4 protein-coding genes are annotated in these 12,888 nt (G+C 71.2%); all 4 read right to left on the bottom strand.

Annotation, left to right across the window (positions count from 1 at the left end; translation table 11 throughout):
• Positions 1–21: 21 nt before the first annotated feature.
• Genes ACGRVM_RS03015 through ACGRVM_RS03030 form a run of 4 tightly spaced genes read right to left on the bottom strand, consistent with a single transcriptional unit; the run spans position 22 to position 12,726 of the window.
• Positions 22–756: a 4'-phosphopantetheinyl transferase family protein gene (locus tag ACGRVM_RS03015; RefSeq protein ID WP_377168836.1), complete on the bottom strand. Its 735-nt coding sequence runs from the start codon at positions 754–756 to the stop codon at positions 22–24.
• Positions 753–5,276, bottom strand: a complete 4,524-nt coding sequence (locus tag ACGRVM_RS03020; protein WP_377168834.1) for a MupA/Atu3671 family FMN-dependent luciferase-like monooxygenase — start codon at positions 5,274–5,276, stop codon at positions 753–755. The genes ACGRVM_RS03015 and ACGRVM_RS03020 overlap by 4 nt, the downstream gene beginning before the upstream one ends.
• Positions 5,273–6,295, bottom strand: a complete 1,023-nt coding sequence (locus ACGRVM_RS03025) for a glycosyltransferase (RefSeq protein WP_377168831.1) — start codon at positions 6,293–6,295, stop codon at positions 5,273–5,275. The genes ACGRVM_RS03020 and ACGRVM_RS03025 overlap by 4 nt, the downstream gene beginning before the upstream one ends.
• Positions 6,292–12,726, bottom strand: coding sequence for a type I polyketide synthase (locus tag ACGRVM_RS03030; protein ID WP_377168829.1), 6,435 nt, complete (start codon positions 12,724–12,726; stop codon positions 6,292–6,294). The genes ACGRVM_RS03025 and ACGRVM_RS03030 overlap by 4 nt, the downstream gene beginning before the upstream one ends.
• Positions 12,727–12,888: the final 162 nt, after the last annotated feature.

Raw genomic sequence — 12,888 nt, forward strand, 5'->3', positions numbered from 1 at the left:
TCTTGCACTGCCTTGCCATTCTCAGCCCAGCCCCCAGCGCGGCCCGCGCGCCAGCGTCATGGCGCAGGCGATCACCTCATCCGTCATCACGAAGCGCCCGGCAAGGCAAGTGCCTTGCGCGAAGCTGCCCACCTCCTCGGCGAAAGTCGCCTCGAACTGGCCGGTATCGAGATCGGGCGTGATCTCGAGCGCGCCGAAGCCGACGAGGCGGCCTGTGAGCGGATATTGACATTTATAGGCGCACTCCTTGGCCGAGAAGATCAGCCGCGCCAGAAGGCCCCGCTGCGGCTCGGGCTGGCAGGCGAGCCACGCGCGCTCGGCAAGGGTGCAGATTTCGGGCAACAGGACAGGGTCGAGCGGCGCGGCAGGTTCGAGATCGATGCCGAGAGCGCGCAGCTCGCCTTGCCGCGCGAGCGCGGCGACGCAGAGCGTGTCGATATGCGAGATGCTGCCCGCGATCCCCTCGGGCCAGATGGGCGCGCGGTCCGGGCCTTGCGGGATTTCGCAGGGCGCGCGGCCAAGCTGCGCGAGCGCGCGCCGCGCCGCCGCGCGCCCCGCCGCGAATTCGCGCTGGCGCTTCGGGACCGCGCGCCGCATCGCCTCGGCCTCGCGCGCGACGAGGGCCGGCTGCTCCTCGCGCGGGTCGGTCAGCGCGAGGGCGACGCCGCTCGGGAAGAGCGCCTGAAGCCGCGCGGCAAGGGGCGGCGGCGGCGCCTCGGCGCGGGCTCGCGCGGCGGAGGGGCGGATCATGCTCATTGCGCCGCCTGCCCGCGCGCCGCGCGCATCGCCCGGCGCCGCTCCATGATCTCGGCGCGCGCATCAAGACTGGGCGCCATCGCCCCAGCGGTGGGTCCGCCGCCCAGATGGGCCGCAAGCTCGGAGAGGACCGGGAAGCGGAAGACGTCCGTGATTGAAAGACGCAGCTCCGGAAGGGCCGCGCGGATATCGCGGTGCATCTGCACGGCGAGGAGCGAATGCCCGCCCAGTTGGAAGAAATTGTCGCCGGGCTTCACCTCGGGCAGGCCGAGAACGGTGCACCAGATGGCGGCGATCCGCGCCTCGAGATCGACAAGCGCGGCGCCTGTCGGCTTGGGTTCGGATACGGCGGGCCGGGGCGCTTCGACGGCAATCGCGGGCGCCGGCGCCTGCATTCCGGCCAGCGCCTTACGGTCGATCTTCTTGTTCGGGGTGAGCGGGAAGGCCGCGTGCCGCATGATCCGCGCGGGCACCATCGCGGGCGGCAGATCCCGCGCCAGCGCGGCGCGCATCGTCTCCGCGTCCTGCGCCTCCATGCCCGTCACATGACCCGTCAGGCGGATGTCGCCGCCCGTCCCCGAAGCGGTGACGACCGCGCCGGTGACCCCCGGCAGCGCGGCGAGCCGCGCCTCGATCTCGCCCAGCTCGATCCGGTGCCCCCGGATCTTGATCTGCCCGTCGCTGCGCCCGATGAAGCCGAGCGTGCCGTCCGCGCGCCATGCGGCAAGATCGCCCGTGTCGTAGAGTCTGCCACCCGCAAGGCCCGGCAGATCGCGGAACCGCTCCGCCGTGAGGGCATCCCGCCGCCAGTATCCGCCCGCGACCCCCGCCCCTCCGATCCAGAGCTGGCCCGGCACGCCGATGGGCAGGCGCGCGCCGTCTGGCCCGAGCACATGGCAGACCGTGTTGGCGATGGGCCGGCCGATCGGCGCCGTGCCGGTGAAAGGCGCATCCAGCGGCTGCACGGTGGACCAGATCGTCGTCTCGGTTGGGCCGTACATGTTGAAGATCCGCGCGGGGCTCGCGCGGCGCAGATCGGCCACCAGATCGGCGGGCAGCGCCTCTCCGCCGAGATAGATGTGCTCGAGCCGCCCCAGCGCCGCGCGCGCCTCGGGGTCCATGGCCAGGATGCGGCCCATGCTGGGCGTGCATTGCAGATGCGTCACGTCATGGCGCGAAATCTGCGCCGCGATCGAGAAATCATCCGCCGCCGGTTCCGCGTCCCTCCGCGTGCGGCGCAGCAGTTCGGCCAGCGGGCGCAGGCCGTCGAGCACGGTCTGCGCCTCGATGCCGTAATCGACGAGGCAGGCGATCTCGGTCACGCCGATGGCGGCAAGCTCTTCGGTGCGGGCGAGCGCGTCTTCCACGGTGCCGAAAAGGCCCGCATCCTCGAAATAGCGCTGATAGGCGAACTCGAGGATCGCCTCCATCTCGTCCTCTTCCAGCCCGGCAAGGTCGATCTCCATCGGGGTCTCGATGCCCTTCGGCTTCTTGAAGGCGGGAAAGGCCCAGGCGTATTGCTTGATGAGGCCGGCGGCGCTGCGCAGATAGTCCTTCATCGGCCCGCGCGCCGTCTCGCGTGCGGCCTCGCGCGTATCCGCCAGATAGGTGTGCAGCATCATCGTCACATCGAACGCGGCCGGATCGTGCCCCGCCTCGCGCAGCGCCTCGTGATAAAGCGCGATCTTGCCCCGCACCTCCTCGATGCTCTGGCCCAGAAGATGCGTGAGCACATGCGCGCCGAGACGCCCCGCCTCGCGCCATGTCTCGGGATTGCCGGCGGTCGTGACCCAGACGGGCAGTTCGGCTTGCAATGGTCTGGGATAGGTCGTGACGGCGTGCCGCCCTCCGCCTGCGGTCTCGAACGCCACCTCCTCGCCGCGCCAGAGCGCGCGCAGATCTTGCAGCGTGCGCATGAGCGCGGGCTTGTTTTCGGGCGGTGTGTTCTCGGGGCGCAGGATGAAATCATCCGGCTGCCAACCCGAGGCGAGCGCCAGCCCCGCACGCCCGCCGGTGAGATTGTCGATCACCGCCCATTCCTCGGCGATGCGGGCCGGATGGTGGAGCGGCGCGACGCAGCTTCCGGCGCGCACGGCCACGTTGCGCGTGACCGCCGCCACCGCCGCGCCCGTCACCGACGGGTTCGGATAGGCGCCGCCGAAGGCATGGAAATGCCGCTCGGGCGTCCAGACCGACGCGAAGCCATGCGCATCGGCGAATTTCGCGCCCTCGAGCAGGAGGTGATACTTGCCCGCGTCGCTGCCGCCGTCATTGCCCCAGTAATAGAGGCCGAATTCCATTTTGTCCGCACCGCGCCCCGCCCCCGTGCGCCCCATGCCGCTCGACACCGCCGCGCGCGTCTCGCCGCCCGCGATCACGACGCGAAAGCCGCGCGCGAGCGTGTGGAACAGCTCGAGCACCGAGATGTCGAAGGCAAGGCTCGTGACGGCGAGCCAGGTGCGGCCTTCGCCCGCGCCGATATGAGCGTCCATGCCCGCGCGGAAATTGGCGACGTTGCGATGGCTGACGCTGACGCCCTTGGGCGTTCCCGTGGAGCCGGAAGTGTAGATGAGATAGGCGGGATCGTCGGGCGTGGCCCCGTCGATGACCGGCGCGTGATCGGCGCTCGCATCCTCAATGTAGAGCACGCGGGCGCCGCTCTCGGGCAGTTTCGACGCGAGCGCGGCTTGGCTCAGCAGGATCGCCGCATCGCTATCCTCGATCGCATGGGCGAGCCGGGCGGCGGGATAATCGGGGTCGAGCGGGACATAGGCCGCGCCCGCCCTCAGGATCCCGAGCGCGCCGATCACAAGCTCGGGGCCGCGCGCGGCGCAGAGCGCGACATGCGCGCCCCGGCCCGAACCGGCCTCTTGCAGCATCGCCGCCACGGCTTCGACCTGCGTCATCAGATCCCCATAGCTGAGCGCGCGGTCCTCGAAGACGAGCGCGTCGGCCTCGGGATGCCGCGCGGCCTCGGCGGCGATGGCGGCGTGGATCGTCTCGGCCTCGCCCAGAGAAACCTCCGGCCCCTGCCACGCATCGAGGCGCAGACGGTCGGCCTCCGGCAGACCCTCGGGCGGTGCGGCGAGGCATTCCTCCAGCCGTGCGGCAAGAAGCGAAGCGGCGTCGGCGTCGATGCGCGCCGCATCGACGGCAAGCCGACCCTCGGGCCAAAGAACGCAGAGCGCGCAGCCCCCGATGGGCGCGCCGGTCTCGGACAGCCCGACGTCAGGCACAGAGAGTCCCGGCGCCCCCGCAAGGCGCAGGCCCAGATCGGCCGCCATCGCGCCATGCGCCTCGGCATCCACCAATGCTTCGGGCGCTCTGCCGGAGGCGAGCGGCATCCAAGGCGCGATGTCGCGCGGCGCCGCCTCATGCGCGGCGGCGATGGCGGGCGCGGCATAGGCGAGATATCCCTCGCCCCCCGCGCTCAGCGCGGCCCAGCGGGCGATGCGCGCGGTCGCCTCGCCCCGCGCAAGGCCCTCCGGCACCGCGAGATCGCGAAGCTCCCAGCGGGGCGCCTCGCCTGCCGCGCGGGCCAGAGGCGCGGCGATGGGCGCGTCGGCCCCGAGCGCCGCGCGCCAGTGATCCTCGTGCTGCGCAAGGCGTCCGAGCGCGATCATATCCGGCTGAACGCTCGCCAGCATCTCGCCCGGCACGACCGCCAGATCGGGCGCGCGCCCGTCCATGCGGCGAAGGCCCGTGAGGCGCAGCGCGCGGTCCGCACACATCACCTCGATCCAATCGCCCCCCGCCACCAGCACCCTGCCCGGAGCGCCCTGCCCCTCGGCCTCTTCGGCCCGCCCCACGGCGAGGGGCGTGCCCCCGACGACGATCCGCGCGCACGCGACCGGATTGGCGTGACCCGCGAAATCGAGCGCGCGGACAAGATCGCGCGCCGCCCGCGCGGGACCGGCGAAATCGAGATATCCCGCCCTCGGCACCAGATCCGCGCGGCGATGCACAGCGCGCGCGCCATGCGCTTGCGTCGCGGTGCGCGGCGCGGGCGAGGCAAGCTCGGTCATCACATCCTCGAATGCCTCAAGCCCTTCGGCATAGCAGCGCGCGTTCAGCGCATGCGCGCTCATGTCCTGCGGGAGCGGGAAACGGCGCTTGGCCAGGATATCGCCCGTATCGACACCCGCCTCCATCATGTGCCAGCTTATGCCATGCGAGCTCCGCCCCTCCGCGATGGCCCAGACCGGGGCGTTGACGCCCGCAAGCTCGGGCAAGGGGCCGTCATGGAAATTCACCGCACCGCGCTTCGGCCAGCGCAGCATCTCGGGCGAGACGATCCGCAGATTGGCCGCGCTGATGAGCCAGTCGATGCCCTCGGGGGCGCGCGGCGGCAGATCCTCGATCCGCTCGGTCACCGGCAGGCCCGCGCCTTCGGCCCAGTCCCGCACCGCGCCGCTGCGCGTCGCCACGCCGAGGATGCGCGCGCCGCGCTCGATCAGGCGGGCACCGCAGGCGATGGTCAGACTTTCGTCGCCGATGAGGGCGCAGGTGAAAAGGCTCATGGGTTGGCTCCCTTGGCGAGCGCCGCGCGGGAAGGCCGGATCACGCGGCGCGACCGGCACGCCCATACGCGGCGCAGCCCATGGGCCAGAAGATCGCGCAGAAAGCGCGGCGGATCGCGCCGCGCGCGCCCCGTGAGCAGGCAGCGGAGCCGCCAGAGCGCCTCGCCCGCCGCGCGCGAGAGCGTCGCGGCGACCGCATAGGCGCGTCCGTGATTCTGCACGAAGTAGTGAAGGCGCGAGTCGAACCAGTAGCTTGGCGTGCGCGCCCACGCGCGCATCCCGGTCGAGACCGACCCGATATGCATGACCTCGGATGCCGGCACATAGAGGCAGGTCCAGCCTGCCCGCGCCGCGCGCAGGCTGAGATCCGTCTCTTCGTAATAGAGAAAGAAGGCCTCGTCGAAGAGGCCGACCTCTTCGAGCATCCGCGCGCGCAGGAGAAGCGATGCGCCGGCCACCCAATCGACGCGGGCCGTTTCTTCGGGCACGGGAAGCGGCACGACCCAGTCGCGCAGCAGGCGCGTGAAGATCCCGGTGCGCACCGCGCCCTCGAACTCGCCGAGAATGCTGGGAAAGCGGAAGGCCGTGCGATGGAGCACGCCGTCTTCTCCGATGGTGCGCGAGCCGGCCATGCCCGCCGAGGGATCGGCCTCCAGCGCCGCGAGAAGTGCGCGCAGCGCGTCCGGGCGCGGCTGCGCGTCCGAGTTGAGGATATAGACGAAATCATGCGCCGCGCCGCCCGGCAGAGACGCGGCCGCGCGCATCCCGAAATTGTTGCCCGCGCCGAAGCCGCCGTTGCGGGGCGATTGCAGCAGCGTCACCCGGTCCCAGCCGCGCGCGGCGATTCCCTCGCCGATGATCCGCGCGGAGGCGTCGCCCGATGCGTTGTCGACGATCACGATGCGGCCCGCGATGCCCTCCATCGCGCCGAGCGCGGCCTCGGCGGCACGGAGGCTCAGCTCCGGCGTGCGGTAGTTGAGCACGATCACGAGGACCGAGGGAGAGGCGTTCGTCGTCATTCCGCCGCCGTCCTGCCGGACCAGCCATCGCTGCCCCGCTCCGCTTCGCCGCGCCCCTCGGCCCGCGCGATGCGCGCGCTGACATGGCCCGCCAGAACCGACACGTTGGGCACGAGCACCATGCTGTCGTGATCGCCCGGCACCTCGACGATCTCGAGCCGGGGGCAGAGCGCGCTCCACCCGTTATCCTCGAGCACGTATTCGCGCGCGGCGCTGATCCACGCGCCGCCCATGCCGCGCCAATGCCGGTCGAGCGGCGGGCGGTAGAGCGTCACCGGCCCGTTCCACGGACGCGGGGTGTAGGCGGCGGCGGCGGTGCGGAAGGCCCGCTCGATCTCGGCATTGTGGAAGGCGCCGGGCGCCGTGTCCTGCGGGGCCATGCGGCGTTTCGAGAGTTCCCAGCGCAGCCGCGCCGACGCCCATTCGCCGAAGTAACGCGGCCCCTTCCGGCGCAGCTCCTGAAGCTTGATGAGCGCCTTGTCCGCCCGCCCGAGCGGCGGGCGCACCGGCAACGGCGTGTCGAGAAGCGCGAGCGTCGCCACCTCCTCGCCCGCCGCCGCGAGCTGCTGCGCGATCTCGAAGGCGGTGATGCCGCCGCCCGAGAATCCGGCCAGATGATAGGGGCCTTCGGGCTGCACGCTGCGGATCTCGGCGATGCAATCGGCGGCGGCGTCCTCCATCCGGGTGTGTGGCGCCGCGCCCCCCATCAGCCCGCGCGCCTGCAACCCCCAGACCGGGCGCTCCTTGCCGGTAAGAAGGGCGAGCTGGCGCAGGTTGAGCACATTGCCGAACATGCCCGCGACGATGAAGAGCGGCGCCGCCTCCTTGCGCATATCGGGATGAAGCGGCACGAGGTGCTGGGGCGTGTCCCGCCCCGTGGGCGCGTCAGCCGTGGCATCGGGCGCCTCCGCTGCGCCGCCTCCCGCCTCCTCGATCCGCCGCGCGAGCGCCGCGATGCTGGGGGCCTCGAAGAGCACGGCGAGCGGGAAGTCGACGCCATAGCGCTGCTTGACCTGCGCGAAGAGCCGGACAGCCAGAAGCGAGTGCCCGCCGAGATCGAAAAAACTGTCCTCCGCGCCGATCTGCGAAATGCCGAGGAGCGAGGACCAGATATCGGCCAGCTCGCTCTCGATGCCCTCGCGCGGCGCGACGTAATCGCCCTCGAGCGCCGGGCGCTCGAAGCTGGTCGCGCTCGCGGTCGGCGCGGCGGCGGCGCGGCGTGCCTCTTCGATGAGCGCGTTCAGATCGAAGGGCGAGATGGCGAGACGCGCGGTCCCGTGGGTGCGCGCGAGGCTGATGGCACGGGCCAGCGCCTCGGTTCCTTCGGCGGGCGTGATCCCTTCGACGATCTGGCGCATCAGCCGCGTCTCGGCGGGGGAGAGCGGCGCGGCCTCGCCCGGCTCGAAGATCACGTCACGCGGCGCGGGCGGCGCGCCGAGCCGCGCGAGCGCGGAGGCCGGAAGGCGCTGCATGCGCAGACCCTCGGCCTCGATCAGGACCTCGCCATCCGGCGCGGCGATTGTGATGTCGAAAAGCGCCGTTCCGGCCTCGGGGGCGGGGCGCAGGCGCACCCAGCTCACGATATCGGCGGGCAGCGGCGCATGGACGCGCAGCGCGGCATAGCCGGCAGGCACCCAGAGATCTTCGGGCGCATAGGCCTCGTGAAGCCCGATGGCCCAGCCCGTCGAGATGTCGAGGAGCGCGGGGTGGACGCGCCAGCCCTCGGCGAGATCGCGGTGAAACTCCTCGGGCAGCGACAGGTGCGCGAGCCCCTCGCCCGGGCCCGACGCCGCGCGGGTCAGGACGCGCCAACGCGGCCCGAAGGCGAGATGCGCCTCCTGCGGCGAGGCGAAATCGCCGCCGCCCGCCTCGTGACACGGCTTGTCGCAACGCGCGGCGATGGCGTCTAGGTCGATCCGGGGGGCAATGCCTTGCATCGGCTCCAGCCGCCCCTCGGCAGAGACGAGCATTCCGCCGCGCCCATCGAGCGTGACGTGGCGGCGCAGGGACAGGGCGCCCTCTTCGGTCAGGTGCAGGCTTCCCGCCTCGATCTTACCCGGCTCGGCAAGGAAGGGGCGCAGGAAGGCGAGGCCGGTAAGGGCGAACGGCTTGAACGCGCCTTCGGGCGCCATCGCCTCGGCGGCAAGCTCGACCATCGCGGTGCCGGGCAGAAGGATATGGCCCGCGCGGGTGCGATGCTCGGCCAGCACCCAGTCCCGCTCGGGCGAGAGCGCCAGCGCGAAGCGCGCGGCGCCGTCGGCATCCTCGCCCACATCGCGCAGCAAGGGCAGATCGAGGGGCTGCGGGGCGGCCTCGACTGCGCCGGTGCGGCGCGCCATCGCCTCCGCCGCCATGCCGATCTCGGACCAGACGCCCCAGTTGACGCAAAGAACGCGCGTCTGCCCGCCGCGCCGCGCCTCCGCCACCGCGTCGAAATAGGCGTTGGCGGCGACGTAATCGACCTGCCCGGCGGGCGTGGTCGCCGTGCTGGTCGAGGAAAAGAGCACCAGAAGCTCGGCCGCGCCGTCGGGAAAGATTTCTTCCAGCACGCGCAGACCCGCGATCTTGGGCGCGAGCACGGCCTCCATGCGCGCGTCGTCCTTGGAGAGGATCGGCGCGTCGTCGATCACGCCAGCCGCGTGGATGATGCCCGAAAGCGGGCCGATCCGGGCGATTTCGGCGCGTACGCGCTGCATGTCGGCAAGATCGGTCACATCGGCCACGAGCGCCGTCGCCCGCCCGCCGAGCGCCTCGATCTCGCGCATGAGACGGATGCGCGCCGCGTCCCGGCCGGATCCTTGCGAGAGGCGGTCCCAGTCGCCGCGCGGCTGCATCGCGCGGCGCGACAGCAACACGACATGCCCGCCCGCGCGCCGGGCGATATCGCGCGCGACGGACGCGCCGATCCCGCCGAAGCCCCCGGTCACGAGGTAGACGCCCTGCGGCACATAGACCGGCGGCTCCTCCGGCGCGGGGAGCGGCTGCGCGCGCAGCACCCGCTCGAGCCGCTGTCCACCGCGATGCGCCGCCACGCCGCAGCCCGGCTCGGCCAGAAGATCGCGCATCAGGAGCTTGCGACGCGCCTCGGCGGCCTCGGCCTCGGCGCGTTTCAGTCGTCCGTGCGGTGCAGGAGGGCGCTCGATATCGATCATCTGCGCGGTGAGGCCCGGAAATTCGCGCGGGATCACGCCCACCGGGCCGAGCACGCAGGCCTTCTCGGGATAGCCGGGCGCATCCTCGGCGCCGATGCGCAACGCCTGCGAGGTCACGACGCTCAGATGGCATCCTTCGGGCAAGGCCGCGCCCGCCATCGCCTGCGCAAGATGCGTGAGGCTCCGAAGCCCATGTTCGAGATTGCGGTCGAAGAAACTCGATCCCGGCCTGTGCGTCTCCGCGCCGGTCACGCCCCAGAGATGCACGATGCGCTCGGGCAGCCGCCCATCGGCGGCGAGCGCCGAGAAGAGCGCCTCATAGCCTTCGCGGCCCTGCTCGGGGGCGAGGATATAGGCCTCCGCGCCGCGCCGCTGGAAACTGTCGCCCGAGCGGACAGTGGTCACGCCATGGCCCGCCATGCCGAGCGCCGCGATGATCGACTCGGCCACGCCCGCATCATCCGCGAAGAAGAGCCAGCTGCGGCGCGGGCCGAGGCTCGCCTCGGTCTCGATATCGCAATCGGCGGGCGCGGGGCGCCAGCGCGGCACGAAGCCCCACTCGGCGATATCTTCGGCGCGCGGCACCGCCGCCGCGGCCTCATGGGCCCGGGCCGGCTCGATGAAATAGCGGCTGCGCTGGAACTGGTAGCCTGGCAGCACCACGCGGCTCCGCCGCGCGCCGCCCCAGATCTGGCCCCAATCGGCCTCGATGCCTGACGCCCAGAGGCGGCCGATCACGCCGAGGAAATGCGCGTCATCCGCGATGGCCTGATCGGGGTGGCGCAGCGTGCTGAAGGCGCGGCCGGGGCCGACCTGCGGCGCCATCTGCGCGAGCGAGGCCAGCGCACGCCCCGGCCCGACCTCGAGAAACACCGAAGGACGCGCGCCGAGCGCATCGATGCAGGCGGCGAAGCGCACGGTATGACGAAGCTGATCTGTCCAGTAGGCGGGATCGGTTGCCTCGGCCTCGCTCAGGGGCGCGCCGCTCCGGTTCGACAGGATCGGGATCGACGGCGCATTGAGACTCAGCCCCTCCAGATGCGCGCGGAACTGCGGCAGGATCGGATCGAGCATGCGCGAATGGGCCGCGATGTCGATGGCGATGCGCTGGCATTCGATGCCTTCCGCCGCCAGCCGCTCGGCCAGGTCCGCGAGCGCCGCCTGCGGCCCCGAGACCGCGCACAGCCCCGGCGCGTTGATGCTGGCGATGTCGAGCGCGTCGCCCATGAGCGGCGCGAGATCCTCGGGCCTCATCGGCACGCTCAGCATGCCGCCCGGCGGCACGCTGTCGAAAAGCCGACCGCGCAGCAGCACCAGATCGATGCACCCCTCGAAGGTCATGACGCCCGCCAGCGCGGCGGCGGTGTTCTCGCCCATCGAGTGGCCGACCAGCGCATCGGGCCGCACCCCCCAGCTCATCCAGAGCTGGGCCAGCGCGAATTCGGTGATCATGATGAGCGGCAATTGCACCGAGGGCGTTTTGAGCGCCTCGGCGGCGGCGGCCACATCGCCCGGCTCGGGCAGCCAGAGCGCGCGGATGTCATAGCCGAGTTGCGGCGCGAGATGATCGAGGCCGCGGTCCATCCAGTCGGCGAAGACCGGCTCGGTCTCATAAAGATCGCGCGCCATGCCGGGATATTGCGCGCCACCGCCGGGGAACATGAAGACGATCTGCGGGGGCATCTCGGGGGCCTCATGCGTGTGAACGCGCAGGGGATCGCCCGCCTCGAGCAATGCGGCCGCCTCCTCATGCGTCGCGGCGACGAGGCAGCGGCGCTTGGCAAAGCCGTGGCGGCCTTCGCGGAGCGTCCAGGCGATATCTGCCAGCGGCGTTTCGGGATGGGCGCGCAGATGCGCGGCCAGCGCGGCCGAGGCGGCATCGAGCGCGGGCTTGCTGCGCGCCGAGAGGGTGAGGACGTGGAACGGGAATTCCGCAGGCTCGGACGCGGCGCGCGCGGGCGCCTCCTCGAGAACGACATGCGCGTTCGTGCCGCCCACGCCGAGCGAATTGACGCCCGCGCGGCGGGGCTGCCCGGCGGCGTTCCAATCCATGAGCCTGTCCGCCACGGCGAAACGGCCACCAGCGAAGTCGATCTCGGGATTGGGCGCCTCGAAATTGAGGCTGGGCGGAATCTGTGCGTGGTGCAGTGCGAGCGCGGCCTTGATGAGGCCCACGACGCCCGCCGCCGTGTCGAGATGCCCGATATTCGTTTTGACCGAGCCGATATGGCAAAGGCCCCGCGCGCCCGCATGGGCCGCGTTCAGCGCCGCCACCTCGATCGGATCGCCCAGATAGGTGCCGGTGCCGTGGCATTCGATATAGCCGATGCTCTCCGGCTCCACCCGCGCATCCGCGAGCGCCGCGCGCACCGCCGCCGCCTGCCCCTCGACCGAGGGCGCGAGATAGCCCGCCTTCTGCGCGCCGTCGTTATTGATGGCCGAGCCCTTGATGACGGCCCAGATATGATCGCCATCGGCCAGCGCATCCTCGAGGCGCCGCAGCGCCACCGCGCCTGCGCCGCTGCCGAACACGGTGCCCGCCGCGCGGTGATCGAACGCGTGGCAATGCCCATCGGGCGAAAGGATCTCGTTTTCCTTGTAGAGATAACCGCGCCCATGCGGCAGCTCGATCGTGACGCCGCCCGCGAGCGCCATGTCGCACTCGCCGCGTATCAGCGCCTGGCGCGCGTAATGCACCGCGACGAGCGATGTGGAACAGGCGGTCTGGAGCGTGACGCTCGGCCCCTTCAGATCGAAGACATGGCTCACGCGCGTCGAGAGGAAATCCTTGTCATTGCCGGTATGGCGCAGCAGGAAAAGGCCCACATCCTCGACCAGATCGGGATTGGTGCGGATGTTGTCGTGAAAATAGCTGCCCTGCCCGCAGCCCGCGAAAACGCCGATCCGGCCGGCGAAGCCGCGCGGCGCGTGGTCCGCCTGCTCCATCGCGGCCCATGTCACCTCGAGAAACTTGCGGTGCTGCGGATCGAGGATGGCCGCCTCGCGCGGCCCGAAGCCGAAGAACTCGGCGTCGAAATCGGCGAGGCCTTCCAGCAAAGCGGCGGCGGGCACGTAGTTTTTTCGGGCGAGCATCGCGGGATCCTCGCCCGCCTCGATCAACGCCGCGCGGCCCAGCCGCGTGATGCTCTCGGTGCCCGTAACGAGATTTTCCCAGAACCGCGCAAGATCGGGCGCGCCGGGAACGTCCGCGGCCATCCCGACGATCGCGATGTCCCCCGAAGGCCCTGTGGCCGCCTGTTTCTCGAACGTCTCACTCATGAAAAACGCAACTCTCCTGTGGCTTTCGCGCGGACACACGAAAACAACGGCGGAAATCTACTACGGCGCAGCGCCACCGCGAAGAAATCTTTGCCGTCCGCATGAGGTCAGGCCGCCAAGCGCTTGGGAAAAATGGGTTTTAGAGGCACCCGAAAGATCTTT

The organism is Roseovarius aquimarinus (assembly GCF_043661195.1).
Lineage (GTDB): Bacteria > Pseudomonadota > Alphaproteobacteria > Rhodobacterales > Rhodobacteraceae > Roseovarius > Roseovarius aquimarinus.